We start from the raw sequence: 16786 nt of genomic DNA, 5'->3' as shown, positions 1-16786 counted from the left end.
CATGTCCGGCATGCGAAACACCAAAGCGGCGCCGCATATGCAGGCAGTGCGGCTCGCCTTCATGGCAATGTTCGGCATCATGCTGATAGCCGCGATCTCCTGGGCGACATCGAATATCCGCCAGATCCCGCCCCAGAGCCGCGCTGTCGTGATGCGTTTCGGCGCCTTGAACCGCGTCCAGAACGCCGGCCTGACGCTTGCCTGGCCACAGCCTTTCGAGCGGGTTTTGCTCGTACCCGATGCTGCACAGGTGATTGAGCGCAAGGTCGAAGGTCTGCTGAGGTCACCGACAGCCGACCTCGTAACTTCCAATACAGGTCTCCAGAGCGACGCGGAGGCCGGATCGGGCTATCTGCTGACCGCCGATGCCAGCGCCGTTCATCTCGATGTGAGGGTCTTCTATCGCGTCACCGATCCTGTTGCCTACGTCCTCCAGGGCGCTCACGTGATACCGACGCTGGACCGGCTTGCGACACGCAGCGCGGTGATGGTCTGCGCCTCCCGCGATCTCGACAGCATCCTGGTCGCCAGGCCCGAGCTGGTCGCCGCCGACAGCGGGGTTGCCGAGAGGCGCGAACGGCTGCGGGCCGACCTGGTCATCGGCATCAACGACGGCCTTCGCGCGCTGGCAACGCAGGGCCTCGGGCTCGGCATCGAGGTTGAACGTGCAGACGTCCAGTCGTCATTGCCAGCTTCAGCGATTGCAGCCTTCGACGGCGTCCTGACCGCCAGCCAGCAGGCGGAGCAGGCCATCGCTGCCGCCCGTAACGATGCCGCAAAGCAGAACCAGGCGGCTGCGCAGGCCGCCGATCTCGTCGTCAAGCTGGCCCAGGCGCAGGCAACCGAGCGGGTGGGCAAGGCCCGCACCGACACAGCCACGATCACCGGTCTTGCGACCACGCAAAGCAGCAACAGCGACCCAGGCCTGCTGCAGCGCCTCTACCGCGCAAGGATCGCAACCATCCTGTCGCAAGCGGGCTCCATCGTCACCATCGATCCGCGCGACGATGCCCGGCTCATTCTGCAGGGGGTAGAAAAATGAGCGAGGCATCCGGACATTCCCATCATGGTCACGGGTCCCATCACGGCCACGGGCATTCGCACGCGCACAGCCATGTCTTCGGCACCGGCCTGCTGACAGCGAACGAAAAGAAGAGCGTCGGTTTCCAGCTGCTGCTGGCCATGGTGGCCGTCGGGCTGCTGGTACTCGGTCTTGGCTGGCGCTGGCTGCTGCCCGACGAGGCCGGCATCGGCCAGCTGTTGTTTGCCGCAGCATCGATCATCGTCTCCGTGCCTGTCATCCGCTCGGCGTGGCACAGCCTGCGCCATCCAAGCCTGCACGGCATCACCGACCAGCTGATTGCGCTGGCGATGCTCGCCGCCTGGGCCACGGGCGACCTTCTGACCGCAGCATTGCTGCCGATCATCATGATCTTCGGCCATGTGCTGGAGGAGCGAAGCGTCATCGGATCGAAGGAGGCGATGGACGCCTTGGCCCAGCTAACCCGCAGCCTTGCCCGCCGGGTAACTTCCGATGGCAACATCGAGGAGATCGACAATGCGTCGCTGAAGCCCGGCCACATCGTGGAAGTCAGGGCCGGCGACCGCGTTCCGGCGGATGGCCGCGTCGTCGAGGGCCAGGCCAGTCTCGACACCGCGCCGATCACCGGCGAAGCGGTGCCTGTCGAAGTCAGTCTCGGCATGGACATTTTCGGCGGCGTAATCAATCTCGATGGATTGCTGCGCCTCGAGGTGACGCGCACCGGCGAGCAGTCGACCCTCGGCAAGGTCATCGCCCTGATGCAACGCGCCGAAAATGCCAAGCCGCCGATCACGAGGCTGCTCGAGCGCTATGCCTATCAGTATCTTTCACTGGTGCTGATGATTGCTGCCCTTGCCTGGTTCCTCACCTATGACGACCAGATCATGCTTGCCGTGCTGGTTGCCGCCTGCCCTTGCGCCCTCGTCCTGTCCGCTCCGGCCACGGCCGTTGCCGGCATTGCGGTGGCGGCAAGGCACGGCATCCTCATTCGCGGCTCCGCCTTCCTCGAGGAACTGGCCGACCTGACATCGGTGGTAATCGACAAGACGGGAACACTGACCTACGGGCAACTGCGTTTGCAGCAGATGAATGCCGTTAGCGACGCGGAACGACCGACCCTGCTGGCTCTTGCCGCCTCGCTCGGCGCTGCCAGCAGCCACCCTGTCAGCCGTGCCCTCGCCTCGCTCGTGCCGCAGGCGAGCTACCTGCCGCTGACCGGCCTGCGCGAGGTCCAGGGGCTCGGTGTCGTGGCGATGACCGAAGGCGGCGAAGCGGCCCTCGGCCGGGCGGAATTGTTTACCCGGCTTTCGGTCGCAGCACCCCCGCCGCCCGACCACGACGGCCCAATCGCCGGCCTGTCGCTCGATGGACGCTTTGCCTGCTGGCTGCTGCTGTCGGACACCATCAAGCCGGAGGCCTCCGTGGCGATGGCCGATCTGCGTGACCTTGGCCTAGCCCGGCAATTGCTGCTGACAGGCGACCGTCGGTCGGTGGCAGACACCCTGGCAGCCGAAGTCGGCATCACCGATGTTGCGGCGCAGGCACTGCCGGAAGACAAGCTGACACGGGTGTCGCGCGAAATCAGCAGCGGTTTCCGGCCGATGGTCGTTGGCGATGGCATCAACGATTCGCTTGCCCTGAAGGCGGGTGTCGTCGGCGTGGCGATGGGGGTCGGCGGATCGGACATCGCGCTTGCCTCGGCGGATATCATCCTGATCGGCAGCGATCTGCGCAGGCTCGGCACGTCAGTCCGCCTAAGCCGTCTTTGCCGCCAGACCCTCCAAACCAATGTCGTCATCGGCCTCGGCTGGACGGTCGCCATCGTCATCCTTGCAGCCCTTGGCCTTCTCGGCACGGAGGGCGCCCTGGTGGCGGCCATCCTGCACAATGTCAGCACCCTGCTGGTGCTTGGCAATGCCGCCCGGCTGATGCGGTACGACGAGCCGCTGGCGGCTCTAGAGGCAGCCTGATCTCGCGGCCAGCGCCACGGTGCTAATGAATTAGTTGCAGAATTTCAGCGCAAGCGAATTGCAATGCAGTTGCATTCGTTGTTTTTGTTCGTCCCGACGTGAATAGTGCAGAATCGAAGGACGAGCATCTCTTGGACGTCATCACCACCGCCCTCGTTTTGTTGCTGGCCATCGTCGTCAGCGGCCTTGTATCCCGGGTTATCCCGATAACACTGCCTTTGCCGCTGATCCAGATCGTGCTTGGCGCAGCGATCGGCCTGTCGGCAAATCTCAGCGTCACGCTGGAACCGGATATCTTCTTCCTGCTGTTCCTGCCGCCGCTGCTGTTTCTCGACGGATGGCGCATTCCGCGCGAGGAATTGGTACGGGACCGGAACATCGTTCTTGAATTGGCGCTCGGGCTGGTCGTCTTCACGGTTCTTGGCGTCGGACTTTTCGTCCACTGGCTGATACCTGCCATGCCGCTGGCCGTCTGCTTCGCGCTCGCAGCCGTTGTGTCTCCGACCGACCCGATTGCCGTATCGGCCATTGCCAAGCGCGTGAAGATCCCGCCGCGGATGATGCATATCCTCGAGGGCGAATCGCTTCTCAACGACGCATCCGGCCTTGTATGCCTGCGCTTTGCCATCGCTGCCGCCCTGACCGGCACGTTTTCGCTCTATGACGCAACGTTGAATTTTCTTTGGGTGGCGATTGGCGGGGTGGTGATCGGCATCGCGGTCACCTGGTCGATCAACGCGGTCAGCACGCGCCTTTCGCAGCACTACGGCGAGGAAAGCGGCTCGCAGATCCTGGTGAGCCTGCTCATGCCGTTTGCCGCCTATCTACTCGCGGAGCATCTAAAGTGCTCCGGGATCCTCGCTGCAGTCTCGGCGGGGGTAACGATGAGCATCGCGGAGAATTCGGGGCGGGCCATGGCCATCACCCGCGTTCGCCGCAGTGCCGTGTGGGACATGATCGCCTTTGCCTTGAACGGCACCATCTTTGTCCTCCTCGGCGAGCAACTGCCGGGCATCCTGTCGCGCGCCGACCAGACGGTACAGCTGACCGGCCACGATAACCCGTGGTGGCTGCTGGCCTACGTCCTCGCCCTGACGGTCAGTCTTGCCAGCCTGCGTTTCGTCTGGGTCTGGGTTTCGCTGCAACTGACGCTGCTTCGAGACAAGCGGCGGCACGATTCGACGAGTTCGCGCATTGTCGCGGCCTTTTCCGTCGCCGGCGTGCGAGGCGCCCTGACGCTGGCCGGCGTGCTGACCCTGCCCTTGACCATGAACGACGGATCGATTTTTCCGGGACGAGACCTTGCGATATTCCTCGCCATGGGGGTCATTGTCTTTTCGCTGATCGCCGCCACCGTATTCCTGCCGCCGCTACTGCGAAACCTCGAGCTACCGAAGGAAACCAAGCGGGAAGAGGATGAGGACGCAGCCCGGGTCGCTGCGGCGCAGGTCGCCATGAAGGAAGTCGAGGAGGTCCAGCACAACCTTGCCAAGGGCAAGGACGACACGGATCTCTATGTCGAGGCCGCAGCGCGGGTGACCGAATTCTATCGGCGGCGACTGGAAATCCATACGGGTGCCGAAGATGCGGCCTCGACGTCGCGCGAGATCGCCAAGATAGAAATGCAGTTGCGGCTGGCGGCAGTCCGGGCAGAACGCAGCGAGATTTTCCGCAAGGTCCGCGCCCGCGAGCTCGGTAGCGCGACCGGGCGGAAACTGGTTCAGGAGCTGGATCTGCTCGAAGCGCGCTATCTCAGCTAGCAGCGCCTCGAACGTGGCATCGGCCTCCGCGGGCATTGCGAAGCAAGCCATGGCATTGCAAAAGAAGAGAGACAGAATCACTTAGGTCGGACCCAGCTTGGAAAAAACGCTTTATCTTCCCGTGAAGGCCTTTCTGGAAAGTGCCGGCTACCGGGTCAAAGGCGAAATCGGCGGCTGCGATGTGGTGGGGCTCGGCGGCGACGACCCTGACATCGTCGTCATCTGCGAACTGAAGCTGACGTTCAACCTCGAACTCGTCCTGCAAGCCGTCGACCGGGCGTCCGTCTGCGACGAGGTCTGGATTGCCGCCCGCATTTCGGCCAAGGGCAAGGGCCGCGAATCCGACAGTCGCTATCGCGATCTCTGCCGGCGGCTGGGCTTTGGCATGCTGGGCGTCTCGGATGCAGGCGTGGTCAGCGTCATCGTCCAGTCGGTAACGCCGATGCCGCGAACCAATTCCAAGCGACGCTCGCGGCTGGTCCGGGAGCACCAGCGGCGGCGCGGCGACCCTATGCTCGGCGGCTCGACCAAAATTCCCGTCATGACCGCCTACCGCCAGCAGGCACTTGCCATCGCCGCAGCGCTCGAGGCCGGGCCTCTCCGACCGAAGGATATGAAACTGGTAGCACCGCAGGCGGGAACGATCCTGCTGCGCAACGTCTACGGCTGGTTCGAACGGGTGGAAAAAGGCGTCTACGCGCTGACAGAGGGCGGCAGGCAGGCGTTGCAGCAATGGCCGCAAGTCACGGTCGTCGATTAGTTCTGGTCATTGTCGCCGCCAAAGTGATTGCCCTTTCGGCGACCGGTCTGCTATCAGCGTCCATGCCCGTATCAAAGAGGAGCTGGCCGATGACTGCAACGCCAAGCCCCGGGGGCAGCCTGTGACGGATACAGCATCGCTTGCAGCACTCGGCTGGTCTGAGTTTTTCCAATCGCAGATCGAGGATGCCGACGCCGGACTTGAACCGCGCCGCATTTCCGGCGTTCACCGCACGCGTCTCGCTGGCATATCAGAGCATGGGCCGGAGCAGCTCGTTCTTGGGCCGCACGCAAATACCGGCGAGTTCGCCGTCGGCGACTGGGTGCTTGCAGACCGCGAGACCGATATCGTCGTCCGCCGCCTGGACCGCAAGGCGCTGCTGCAGCGCCGCACGGAAGGCAAGGACAATCAGCTGGCTGCCGCCAATGTCGACACCCTGTTCATCGTCACATCCTGCAATGCCGACTTCAATCCCTCGCGGCTCGAGCGCTATCTGGCGCTTGCCAACCAGGCGGGAACAGAGCCGGTTATCCTGCTCACCAAGGCCGATACCGTCGACGACGCCGAAAGCTACAGGCAGCAGGCGCAGGCGCTGCAGCGCGATCTCGCCGTCGTCGTGCTCAATGGCCGCTCTCCGGATGCAGTCGGCGCACTGGCACCGTGGTGCGGAGCTGGCCGCACGGTGGCGCTGGTCGGTTCTTCGGGCGTTGGCAAGTCGACCCTCGTCAATACGCTGGCGGGGCCTGATCGCGAGCAGACCCAGGAGACCGGCGGCATTCGCGAACAGGATGCCAAGGGCCGTCACACCACCACTTCTCGCTCGCTGCACGCTATCGCCGGCGGCGGCTGGGTGATCGATACGCCCGGCATGCGGACGCTCTATGTCAGCGACGCCTCCTTCGGCATCGAAACGCTGTTCGCCGAGATTACCGATCTGGCTCCCTTCTGCCGGTTCCGCGATTGCACCCATGCGCACGAGCCCGGTTGCGCCGTCCAGAAGGCGGTCAAGGAAGGCACGCTTTCGGCCGAACGGCTGGATCGCTGGCGCAAGCTTTCCGAAGAAAATGTCCAGAACACCCCGGTGCAGACGGGGCCGCGCGGCAACAAGGTTCCGGGTCGCAAAAAGAAATACTAGGGGAATTCCGTTTTCACGGAGACGTGAAAGCCTCTATCCCTTTGTTTTTACGCATTCCGGACACCAAATCGCCAGGCACTTTTGCAGGAATTGCGCGGATGCGACGGATAGAAGCCCAACCCGGCTTGAGCCAGTCCCGACCCGGCGCTACTTGATCAACCTCAAGTGGACAAACGGGAGGCTGACATGACCGACACAACCGCGAGCACAGCAACGCCGACTGCCGAGGAAACGGTTTTCGGCATCATCATGGCGGTCAGCTTCTGCCATATGCTCAACGATACCATGCAGTCTCTCATCCCGGCACTCTATCCGATGATCAAGGATAGCTACGGGCTCGACTTCACCCAGATCGGCTTCCTCGGCCTGGTCTTCCAGGTAACGGCCTCGCTGCTGCAGCCGCTCATCGGCATCTATACCGACAAGCGGCCGCTGCCATATTCGCTGACGGTCGGCATGGGCTTTACACTGATCGGTCTGCTGCTGCTGGCGTTTGCCCATGCCTACTGGGTACTGCTTGTCGGCGCCGGCGTGGTCGGGCTGGGTTCTGCCGTGTTCCACCCCGAATCCTCGCGCGTCGCGCGGCTTGCCTCCGGCGGACGTCACGGGCTGGCGCAATCGCTGTTTCAGGTCGGCGGCAATTTTGGCTCGGCCATGGGACCGCTGCTGGCAGCCTTCATCGTACTGCCGCGCGGACAGGTCAGCGTTGCATGGTTTTCGCTGGTCGCCCTGCTCGGCATGATTGTCCTGTGGCGGGTCGGCGTCTGGTATTCCCGCCACCGCATTGCCAACGCCAAGCGCAAGGTGGTCGCGGCCGTCGTCGCCCTCCCGCGCGCAACCATCGTCAAGTCGATTATCGTGCTAGTATTCCTGGTCTTTTCCAAATTCATCTACATGAGCAGCCTGTCGAGCTACTACACGTTCTATATGATCGACCGCTTTGGTGTGTCGGTGCAGCATGCGCAGATTCTGCTGTTCGTGTTCCTCGGGGCGGTTGCGGTCGGCACCGTTGCCGGCGGCCCTGCTGTCGACTGGTTCGGCACCAAGTTCGTGATCTGGTTCTCCATCCTCGGCACCTTGCCGTTCACCCTCGCGCTCCCCTATGCCAACTATGAGGTCACGGTGGTGCTCACCGTCATCATCGGCGTCATCCTCGCCTCGGCATTTTCAGCAATCATCGTCTTTGCGCAGGAACTGGTGCCCGGCAGGGTGGGCACGATCGCCGGACTATTTTTCGGCTTTGCCTTCGGCATCGGCGGGATCGGCGCTGCCGGGCTCGGCATTGTCGCCGACCACAAGGGCATCGCCTACGTCTATAGCATCTGCTCCTACCTGCCGCTCCTAGGGCTTCTCACCGTCTTCCTGCCAGATATAGGCAAAGGTCGCCGCCACCGCGCAAGGCAGGCGGAGGAGTTTAGTGCCGGCATTTGACGGATTGGATGAGATCGACCGTCAAACCCGGTTCCCTTATTCGCGCTGTGCGCCCTGTTCAACTTTCCCTATGGCGCTCGCCCGAGCGCCATAGGGCAGCATTCAGTCCGCCAATCACCTTGCCGCCCAATTCATGCCGCGATGGAAAATCGTTCTCATCTGCGACACCGAAAACTCCTTGGCCTGGTGCCCGAGCGACGAATAGAAGACCCGGCCTTTGCCATAGTGGCGTTTCCAGGCGACCGGCATAACGACACCGTTGATCCAGTAGGCATGCTCGCCGGTAAAGGTGGTCGTTGCCAGCACCTCGTTCGATGGGTCGACATGCATGTAGTATTGCTCGGAGGTGTAAGGAAAGTCCTCGATCCCCTCCATGATCGGATCGTCCGGCTTGGTGATATTGACGGTGTAATCGATGATGTTACCGGGATGGGCCACCCACTGGCCGCCGATGATGAACTGGTAGTCGACGCTATCGCGAAAGCTGTCGCCCGCACCGCCGTGATAACCGGCGATACCAACACCGCTCTCGACAGCAGCGGCCAGGTTCTTTACCTCCTCCTTCTCGATCTTCGACATCGTGACGATCGGCACGATCAGGCTCAGGTCGTGGATGGATGGATCGGCAAACGCTTCCGTGCTGTTTTCCAGATAGACCTTGAAACCATCCTCTTCGAGAATGTCGCGGACGATATGGGCGCATTCCTGCGGCTCGTGACCGCTCCAGCCGCCCCAAACGATAAGTGCTTCGCGCATTGTACTGTTCTCCTGTTTCATTGCCCGATCAGCCCGTCCACAAGGGATTCGGACAGGGAAGCGGGACGCCCGGTCTCAGTGGCGATGCTGACCGTACGGCCGGTATCGGACGCGGTCTGGAAGGCTTCCATCACCTCCAGCACATGCAGCGCCAGGCTTGCGCTGGCGCGATGCGGTCGGTTCGAGCGAATGGCATGTGCCATGTCAGCAACCCCGAGCGAGCGGTAGTTGCCGTCTGCATAAGGTCCTGTAATCTCGCGGGTCTCGAACTCGCCGCCCTTCTTCAGATATTCCACCGATCCGCCGAAGTGGTTCGGATCGGGCACGAGAAGCGTGCCTTCCGTCCCGTAGATTTCGATCGGAACATGTTTGTGGCCAGCGACATCGAAGCTCATGCCGATCTGTACGATGGCGCCATTTGCGAAAGCCATGACGCCGGCGACATGGGTCGCGACATGCACGGGGATATACTGGCCGTTGCGCGGCGCGCTGGTGATGATGCGCTCCTTGCGCGGGGTCGTGGCGAAGCCGGCCACCTGCGAGACCGGACCGAGCAGATTGACAAGATCGGTGATATAATAGGGTCCCATATCGAGCATGGGGCCGCCGCCGACCTCGTAATAGAAATCCGGGCTTGGATGCCAGCGCTCGTGGCCGGGGCACATGAAGGTCGCGGTACCACCGACCGGCTGCCCGATGGCGCCCTCATCGATGATGGCACGCGCCGTCTGGTGGCCGCCGCCGAGGAATGTGTCCGGCGCAGCACCGATCCTCAGCCCCTTCGCCGCGGCAGCATCGGCAAGGCGTTTGCCCTCATTGAAGTTGATGCCGAGCGGTTTTTCCGAATAGGTGTGTTTTCCCGCATCGAGCGCTTGCAGGGCGACAGCCACATGGGCCTTCGGGATGGTCAGGTTGACGATGATCTCAACCGCCGGATCGGCGAAAAGCTCTGCGATGTCGACCGCTTTCAGGCCGAATTCCGCAGCCTTTGCCTCCGCCAGGTCGCGATTGAGGTCCGCCACGCCTTTGATATCGAGAATGGGGAACGATCTCATGGCTTTCAGGTAGGCGCCGGATATATTCCCGCAGCCGATAATGCCGATTCCAACTTTTTCCATAACTGCCTCCTCCAAGACCGGTTCGAATTTTTGTGGGTTAGTGCGCCGGCGCGGGCCCTGTCGTGCTCCAGGGCGATTCGTAGAGTTCGCGAAGGGCCACGACCGCTGCTCCCTGTGCCCAGGTCTCATCGGTCGATTGGTCGAAAACAAGTTCGGCGACGCCCCGGATGGAAGGCGGAATAGCCGCCGCATAGGCATGACGCAGGCTATCGAGAAACGGCGCTCCCAGCGCAAGTGTCGATCCGACGACGATGACGCGGGGCGGTGCGAACAACGTGACGATATTGGCGACGGCCATGCCGCAGGCCTCGCCGGCGCGGGTGGCAGCGACGATCAGTCCATTGTCCTCGCCAGCAATGAGTGTTTGCGCGTGCGCCATGCCGCGCCCAAGCCGGACGGCTTCGGCAAAGCGTCCGCCACTCGAATGTGCACCGAAGATGGCGTTTTCCCCCGCCTGGCTGGAGAGACGGATGGCCCCTTCCGATCCCATGCCAATGACGAGATCTCCGAGGTTATGACTAAGACCGCCAGCGCCACGAAACAGCTGGCCACCATGCAGGACGCCGAGACCAAGAGTTTTCTCCAGCGAAACCACGACGACGTCATCGAGCTCGCGGGCGTGTCCAAACCAGTGATGCGCCAGAGTTATCGCATGGGCATCGCTCTCGACGATCGTGGTAATGCCCAGCCGCTCGGACATTTCCCGGGCGAAATCGACGCCGGTTTCGCGAAAAATCGGGCTGGTGCGGACATGCCCGGTGCGGTGTTCGATCAGCCCGGGCAAACCGAGGCAGACGAGATCGATATCATGGATCGACAGATCCGCATCGATAACGCAACGACGGACCCCGTCATCGATAAGGTCGGCAATGACGCTGATCGGCTGCCGATCGACGCGCAGCGCCATCGTCTGTCTCGACAGCACCTCGCCGCAAAAATCAGTCACCACGAAGATCATCCGATCGGCAGCAATCTTTGCGCCCACGACGCGCGCGGCAGCCGGATTGAGCTCCAGCGCCACCCTCGGGCGACCTCGCGCTGCGGGATTGCGAAGATCGCCCTCGTGTCGCGCCAGGATCAGACCATCGTCCAGCAGGGCTGCCGTGATGGCTGACACCGTCGTCGTCGACAATTGCGTGAGTTCGCTGATTTCGATCCGCGCGATTGGCCCCGCGCGCCGGATCGTATCAAGGATACTGAAACGGTTGATCGCCCGCATCAGCTCTGGGTCGGCAGTTTTCATTGAGACAAAGCAACCTGTTGGACCAACTATCCCGCCGTGGAATTTAGGCCGGATCATGAATTAAATAGAGACCCCACGTTGAAGACTGTCAAGCCTTGCTGCCTAAAAAACAAGTTTAGCGATTGACAACTGTGCAATTTTCCGATGACTTAATCCGCATAAGGGAAAAATAGTGAGGACTTGTCATTCCCTTGGGAGGAGAAATGATGTTTCAGATCGTCGGGGCGAAAGCCCTTCGCGGTAAGCGGACAGCTATGCTTGTCGCTACCACCGGACTTGCCATGATGCTCGGTGCGGCCAGTGCGATGGCCGATACCACCGTCAAGTGGCTGCACCTTGAGCTTGATCCTGGCTATGTCGCCATCTGGCGCAAGATAGCCGATACCTATGAGACCCAGCATCCCGGCGTCAAAATCCAGATGCAGTTTCTGGAAAACGAAGCATTCAAGGCCAAGCTGCCGACGCTGCTGCAATCGAGCGACGCCCCGGATTTTTTCTATAGCTGGGGTGGCGGCGTCCTGAAGCAGCAGATGGCAACTGGCGCTCTGCTGGATCTGACCACTGCAATGAAGGCCAATGACGGCGCGTGGCTGAAGAGCTTCAATCCTGCTGCCGTCGAGGGCCTGACCTTCGACGGCAAAATCAGCGCCGTACCCTTCAAGCTCGGCACGGTCTCGTTCTATTACAACAAGGCGCTGTTCGCCAAAGCCGGCGTCGACGCGACCGCCATCAAGAGTTGGGAAGACTATCTGGCAGCGGTCAAGAAGATCAAGGCTGCCGGTATCGTGCCGATCGCCGGGGGTGGCGGCGAAAAGTGGCCGATCCACTTCTACTGGAGCTACCTCGTCATGCGCGACGGCGGCCAGAAGGTGTTCGACGCCGCCAAGACCGGACAGGGTGAAGGCTTCAACGATCCCGCCGTCATCAAGGCCGGCGAGCAGCTTGCCGACCTCGGCAAACTCGAACCGTTCCAGCCGGGGTATCTCGGCGCGACATGGCCGCAGACCCTCGGCGTATTTGCCGACGGCAAGGCGGCGATGATCCTTGGCTTCGAGAATACCGAATCCAACCAGCGCACCAATGCCGGCGACGGCAAAGGCCTCGCCAGCGACAATATCGGTCGCTTTGCGTTTCCGGCAGTAACGGGGGGTGCTGGTGCCGCGACGGATACGCTCGGGGGACTGAATGCCTGGGCGGTGTCGAAAAAAGCGCCCCCGGAAGCGCTGGATTTCCTAGCCTATCTCAACAATGCCGACAACCAGCGGGCGATGGCGAAGGCCGGTATGATCATTCCCGTGGCGGTCGGCGCCGAGGATGGGGTCACCAATCCGCTGATGAGGCAGTCCGCCGAACAACTGGCCCATACCACCTGGCACCAGAACTTCTTCGACCAGGATCTGGGACCGTCCGTCGGGCGTGTAGTCAACGATGTTTCCGTTGGCATTGTCTCCGGCCAGCTGACGCCGAAGGATGGAGCTGCGCAGATCCAGGAGGCTTTCGAGCAGGATCAACTCTGAAGCCTGTGTCCGGCGGCAGCACGCGTTGCCCGCCGCCGGCCGCAACCTCGAATCTCGAGACAGGCAATCCCTATGACTGATATCAGCGTCACATCGACCGTCAGTGCGGCGGCACGGCCCAAGCCTGTTGTCCGGCGAAAGAGCTCGGCAAACCACGGCCGCCTGCCGGTGCTGCTCATCTTCCTGCCACCTGCCCTGCTGCTTTTCACGATCTTTGTCATCCTGCCGATGGGAGAAGCGGCTTGGTACAGCCTCTATAAATGGAGTGGCTACGGCGCACCGACGGATTTTGTCGGCCTGCGGAATTTCCAGGTCCTGTTCAACAACCAGGCCTTTCTGACATCTCTGAAAAACAACGCGTTGATCATTGTCGTCTCGATCATCGTGCAGATTCCGTTGGCGATCTGGCTGTCGACGATGCTCGCCAACAGGATTGCCGGCGTGGTGATGTTCCGGCTGATTTTCTTTCTGCCCTACGTGCTCGCCGAGGTGGCCGCCGGCCTGATCTGGCGCTTCGTCTACGATGGCGACTATGGCCTGTTCGCGTCGCTGGCGCACCTGTTCGGCGTTGCGACGCCCTATGTGCTTGCCGACAAGGACCTGGCGATCTACGCCGTCCTGGCGGTCATCGTCTGGAAGTATTTCGGCTTTCACATGATGTTGTTCATCGCCGGGCTGCAATCGCTCGACAAGAGCATTCTGGAAGCCGCCGAGATCGACGGTGCTACGGGCTGGCAGAAATTCCGTTATGTTACGCTACCCCTGCTTGCCTCCACACTGCGTCTTTCCGTCTTCTTCGCGATCGTCGGCTCGCTGCAACTGTTTGACCTGATCATGCCGCTGACCGGTGGCGGACCGTTCAACTCGACCCAGACGATGGTGACTTTCCTCTTCAATTTCGGCGTCACCAGGATGCAGGTCGGCCTCGGCAGCGCCGTCGGGGTGGTGCTGTTCGTGATCTGCGTCACCCTCGCCTTCGGTTACAAACGGATATTTATGCGCAATGACTGATATGGCCACATCCATTCGCGTCAGCCCCGGCACCAGGGCCTACCTGTACCTGTCGCTGACCATCATCGCAGCCATCGTCCTCGTGCCACTGCTGACAACCGCGCTCGGCGGCTTCAAGTCGCTCGGCGATCTCAGGGTCAATCCTTTCGGCCTGCCAGCGGAATGGCATGTCGAAAACTACACCGACATCCTGTTTGGCGATCGCTACTGGCGACAGATGATGAATTCGCTGATCATCGCCCTGCTGACGGTGTTCCTGACCGTCAGCGTCTCGGCGATGGCCGCCTTCACCTTTGCCCACGTGCGCTTCTTCGGCTCGGATTTTCTGCTGAATTACTTCCTGATCGGCCTGATGTTCCCGGCGGCAACAGCCATACTGCCGCTGTTCATCCGCATCCGCGATCTTGGCCTTCTCAATACCTATTGGGGCGTCGTTCTGCCGCAGGTCGCGTTCGGACTTGGAATGAGCATCCTGCTCCTGCGGAATTATTTCAAAAACCTGCCGGAGGAATTGTTCCAGGCAGCGCTGGTCGACGGCTGCGGCTACATGCGCTTCTTCTGGTACATCACCCTTCCGCTTTCGCGACCGATCATCGCCACTGTCAGCATCATTTCCTTCGTCGGCAGCTGGAATAGCTACATCCTGCCGCTGATCATGCTGAACTCGGAATCGATCTATCCCTGGCCACTCGGGATCATGGTCTATCGCGGCGAGTTCGGGACACAGTGGCAGCTGGTGCTGGCCTTCATCACGCTGACCATCCTGCCGACCATCATCGTCTTCTTCCTCGCGCAAAAACACATCATCGCTGGCCTGACAGCCGGTGCGGTGAAGTCCTGACAGGCGCAACTGGAGCATCCAAAGCATGGCATCCGTCGAACTTCAGAACCTCCGCAAATCCTATGGTGCGCTCGATGTCATTCATGACATCTCGCTCTCGATCAGCGACGGGGAATTCATCGCTCTGGTCGGTCCATCCGGTTGTGGCAAGTCGACATTGCTGAGGATGATCGCCGGGCTGGAGGAGGTTACCGGCGGCGATGTGCTGATCGGTGGCGACATCGTCAACGCGCTGACGCCCCGCGAGCGCAACATTGCCATGGTGTTCCAGTCATACGCGCTCTATCCGCACATGACAGTGGCGCAGAACATGGCATTCAATCTCAAATTGTCAGGGCAGCCGAAGACTGTGATCGACCAGCGCGTCAACGAGGCGGCACGGATGCTGGATCTGACCGCGCTTCTTGAGAGGAAACCGGCCCAGCTCTCCGGAGGCCAGCGCCAGCGGGTGGCCATGGGCAGGGCCGTCGTGCGAAATCCCTCCGTCTTCCTCTTCGACGAGCCCCTGTCCAATCTCGACGCCAAACTCCGTGTCCAGATGCGTGCCGAGATCAAGACGCTCCACCAGAAGGTCCAGACGACGTCCATCTACGTCACCCATGACCAGATCGAAGCCATGACGCTTGCCGACCGGATCGTCGTGCTCAACCAGGGCAGGATAGAGCAGCACGGCACGCCCCTGGAACTTTACCGAACCCCCGCCAACCTGTTCGTCGCGGGCTTTATTGGCTCGCCTGCCATGAATGTGCTCGACGGCGTGGTGGAGGGTCTGGCGGGCGAGCCAGTTGTCCGGCTGAAGGACGGGACTGCGCTGCGCATTGCCGCCGAGAGGCGGGTCACGTCGGGACAGGAGGTTACGATCGGCTTGCGTCCAGAGAACTTGAACCCGGCAGGAAAGGGATCACCACTCAGCGGTCGGACCCTGCTTGTTGAACCAACCGGTGCGCAGACACATGTGTTGTTCGAGATTGCCGGCCAACAAATGACAGCCGTTGTGGATGGCGAGTTCCCTGTCAGCTACGGCGCCGCGCTCAACGTCAACATCAACCCTGACCAGGTTTACGTCTTCGATCGCATCAGCGGGATCGCGCTTTAAGTCGTTGACACAGCAGCGCCTTCTCGGATTCCGGCATAACAGCCGATCAGGTCGCTCTGTTTCCTTCGCCGTCAAACACATGCAGATGCTGGGTCGGGAAGGCGACGGAGACTTTCGGGCCCATCGACATGGTTTCGCGATCGAGTGTGAAGATCTTGAATGGCAGGCCGTGCAGCTTCAGGTGGAGGATAATACCGAAACCGGTCGGCTCTATCAGGTCCACGTCGGCACTGATACCAGATCCATTCCGTGTCACGACCACGTGTTCCGGGCGGATGCCGAGCGTTGCCTTTTCGCCGGTCGTGACGATTGGTGTTGAGGCAAGCGGAACTGGAGTGCCATCCCCGAGGATCATCTGGTGCCCGTCGTAGCTGGCCTCGAGAAAATTCATGCCGGGAGAGCCGATAAAACCTGCGACGAAAAGATTGGCGGGGCGGTCATAGAGTTCGAGCGGGCTTCCGACCTGCTGGACAACGCCTCCATGCATGGCGACGATCCGGTCCGCCAGCGTCATCGCCTCGATCTGGTCATGGGTGACGTAAATCGAAGTCGCTTTCAGATCGGCATGCAGTTTCTTGATTTCGGCACGCATCTGTTCGCGCAGACGCGCATCGAGGTTGGAGAGCGGTTCGTCGAAGAGAAACGCCTTTGGCTCCCGCACGATTGCCCGACCCATGGCGACACGCTGCCTCTGTCCGCCGGACAGTGCCTTGGGGCGCCGCTCGAGGAGCGGATCGAGACCCAGCTTGGAAGACGCCAGCGACACCGCCGCGGCGATCTTCTCCTTGGCGATCTTCCGGATTTTCAGGCTGTAGCTCATGTTGCCGGCGACATTCATGTGCGGGTAGAGAGCATAGGACTGGAACACCATGGCGATGTCGCGGTCCTTCGGGTGCAATTCGTTGACCCGGCGACCGGCGATCCGGATTTCACCACCGGTGACGTCCTCGAGACCGGCGATCATGCGCAGCAGCGTGGACTTTCCGCATCCGGAGGGACCGACCAACACGATGAATTCGCCGTCCTCGATCTGCAGGTCTACGTCGTGCAGCACCTGCACATGGCCGTAGGCCTTCCTGACGTTCTGGATATCGATCGATGCCATG

The 16786-nt window shown here is 61.5% G+C and carries 14 protein-coding genes; 10 read left to right on the top strand and 4 right to left on the bottom strand.

Going from position 1 to position 16786, the window contains the following annotated elements:
• Nucleotide 1 precedes the first annotated feature (1 nt).
• From J5274_RS20740 to J5274_RS20715, 6 genes are all read left to right on the top strand, one after another.
• On the top strand, nucleotides 2–1042 hold the full coding sequence (locus J5274_RS20740) for an SPFH domain-containing protein (RefSeq protein ID WP_219275622.1): 1041 nt from the start codon (nucleotides 2–4) through the stop codon (nucleotides 1040–1042).
• Nucleotides 1039–3012, top strand: a complete 1974-nt coding sequence (locus tag J5274_RS20735; RefSeq protein WP_219275621.1) for a heavy metal translocating P-type ATPase — start codon at nucleotides 1039–1041, stop codon at nucleotides 3010–3012. The genes J5274_RS20740 and J5274_RS20735 overlap by 4 nt, the downstream gene beginning before the upstream one ends.
• A 131-nt stretch (nucleotides 3013–3143) precedes the next feature.
• Nucleotides 3144–4772: a Na+/H+ antiporter gene (locus tag J5274_RS20730; RefSeq protein WP_219275620.1), complete on the top strand. Its 1629-nt coding sequence runs from the start codon at nucleotides 3144–3146 to the stop codon at nucleotides 4770–4772.
• A 97-nt stretch (nucleotides 4773–4869) separates the two neighbouring features.
• Nucleotides 4870–5532, top strand: coding sequence for a DUF2161 domain-containing phosphodiesterase (locus J5274_RS20725; protein ID WP_219275619.1), 663 nt, complete (start codon nucleotides 4870–4872; stop codon nucleotides 5530–5532).
• Nucleotides 5533–5653: 121 nt separating this feature from the next.
• The gene (gene rsgA, locus J5274_RS20720; protein ID WP_257625735.1) at nucleotides 5654–6667 is read left to right on the top strand and encodes a ribosome small subunit-dependent GTPase A; all 1014 of its coding nucleotides are present in this window, start codon (nucleotides 5654–5656) and stop codon (nucleotides 6665–6667) included.
• Nucleotides 6668–6853: 186 nt separating this feature from the next.
• The gene (locus J5274_RS20715; RefSeq protein WP_219275618.1) at nucleotides 6854–8098 is read left to right on the top strand and encodes an MFS transporter; all 1245 of its coding nucleotides are present in this window, start codon (nucleotides 6854–6856) and stop codon (nucleotides 8096–8098) included.
• A 114-nt stretch (nucleotides 8099–8212) separates the two neighbouring features.
• Here J5274_RS20715 and J5274_RS20710 read toward each other — a convergent pair whose 3' ends face one another.
• From J5274_RS20710 to J5274_RS20700, 3 genes are read right to left on the bottom strand one after another with little or no spacing between them, the layout of a single operon-like run.
• Nucleotides 8213–8854 (bottom strand): ThuA domain-containing protein, encoded by a 642-nt coding sequence (locus J5274_RS20710; protein ID WP_142830939.1) that lies wholly within the window; start codon nucleotides 8852–8854, stop codon nucleotides 8213–8215.
• Between the two features lie 17 nt (nucleotides 8855–8871).
• On the bottom strand, nucleotides 8872–9972 hold the full coding sequence (locus J5274_RS20705) for a Gfo/Idh/MocA family protein (RefSeq protein ID WP_219275617.1): 1101 nt from the start codon (nucleotides 9970–9972) through the stop codon (nucleotides 8872–8874).
• Nucleotides 9973–10009: 37 nt separating this feature from the next.
• Nucleotides 10010–11215, bottom strand: a complete 1206-nt coding sequence (locus J5274_RS20700) for an ROK family transcriptional regulator (protein ID WP_142830937.1) — start codon at nucleotides 11213–11215, stop codon at nucleotides 10010–10012.
• Nucleotides 11216–11421: 206 nt separating this feature from the next.
• Between J5274_RS20700 and J5274_RS20695 the strand changes: the two genes are divergently transcribed.
• The 4 genes from J5274_RS20695 (at nucleotide 11422) to J5274_RS20680 (ending at nucleotide 15680) form a co-directional block, all read left to right on the top strand.
• Nucleotides 11422–12732, top strand: coding sequence for an ABC transporter substrate-binding protein (locus J5274_RS20695; RefSeq protein WP_142830936.1), 1311 nt, complete (start codon nucleotides 11422–11424; stop codon nucleotides 12730–12732).
• Between the two features lie 72 nt (nucleotides 12733–12804).
• Nucleotides 12805–13743, top strand: a complete 939-nt coding sequence (locus J5274_RS20690; RefSeq protein ID WP_209186416.1) for a carbohydrate ABC transporter permease — start codon at nucleotides 12805–12807, stop codon at nucleotides 13741–13743.
• Nucleotides 13736–14584 (top strand): carbohydrate ABC transporter permease, encoded by an 849-nt coding sequence (locus tag J5274_RS20685; RefSeq protein ID WP_142830934.1) that lies wholly within the window; start codon nucleotides 13736–13738, stop codon nucleotides 14582–14584. The genes J5274_RS20690 and J5274_RS20685 overlap by 8 nt, the downstream gene beginning before the upstream one ends.
• Nucleotides 14585–14609: 25 nt before the next feature.
• Entirely contained in the window at nucleotides 14610–15680 is a 1071-nt protein-coding gene (locus tag J5274_RS20680) for an ABC transporter ATP-binding protein (RefSeq protein ID WP_142830933.1), read from the top strand.
• Between the two features lie 46 nt (nucleotides 15681–15726).
• Here J5274_RS20680 and J5274_RS20675 read toward each other — a convergent pair whose 3' ends face one another.
• Entirely contained in the window at nucleotides 15727–16785 is a 1059-nt protein-coding gene (locus J5274_RS20675; protein WP_142830931.1) for an ABC transporter ATP-binding protein, read from the bottom strand.
• Nucleotide 16786: the final 1 nt, after the last annotated feature.

This window comes from Rhizobium sp. L51/94 (assembly GCF_019355555.1).
Lineage (GTDB): Bacteria > Pseudomonadota > Alphaproteobacteria > Rhizobiales > Rhizobiaceae > Rhizobium > Rhizobium rhododendri.
Note: the sequence above shows the minus strand (reverse complement) of the source record. Positions and strands in the feature narration are given on the sequence as shown.

Bases quoted from the DNA above. Each gene is read 5' to 3' on its own strand.
- J5274_RS20735 (WP_219275621.1), top strand. From the start codon at position 1,039: ATGAGCGAGGCATCCGGACATTCCCATCATGGTCACGGGTCCCATCAC.
- J5274_RS20710 (WP_142830939.1), bottom strand. From the start codon at position 8,854: ATGCGCGAAGCACTTATCGTTTGGGGCGGCTGGAGCGGTCACGAGCCG.
- J5274_RS20685 (WP_142830934.1), top strand. From the start codon at position 13,736: ATGACTGATATGGCCACATCCATTCGCGTCAGCCCCGGCACCAGGGCC.
- J5274_RS20740 (WP_219275622.1), top strand. From the start codon at position 2: ATGTCCGGCATGCGAAACACCAAAGCGGCGCCGCATATGCAGGCAGTG.
- J5274_RS20690 (WP_209186416.1), top strand. From the start codon at position 12,805: ATGACTGATATCAGCGTCACATCGACCGTCAGTGCGGCGGCACGGCCC.
- J5274_RS20675 (WP_142830931.1), bottom strand. From the start codon at position 16,785: ATGGCATCGATCGATATCCAGAACGTCAGGAAGGCCTACGGCCATGTG.
- J5274_RS20680 (WP_142830933.1), top strand. From the start codon at position 14,610: ATGGCATCCGTCGAACTTCAGAACCTCCGCAAATCCTATGGTGCGCTC.
- J5274_RS20715 (WP_219275618.1), top strand. From the start codon at position 6,854: ATGACCGACACAACCGCGAGCACAGCAACGCCGACTGCCGAGGAAACG.
- J5274_RS20700 (WP_142830937.1), bottom strand. From the start codon at position 11,215: ATGAAAACTGCCGACCCAGAGCTGATGCGGGCGATCAACCGTTTCAGT.
- J5274_RS20695 (WP_142830936.1), top strand. From the start codon at position 11,422: ATGTTTCAGATCGTCGGGGCGAAAGCCCTTCGCGGTAAGCGGACAGCT.
- J5274_RS20705 (WP_219275617.1), bottom strand. From the start codon at position 9,972: ATGGAAAAAGTTGGAATCGGCATTATCGGCTGCGGGAATATATCCGGC.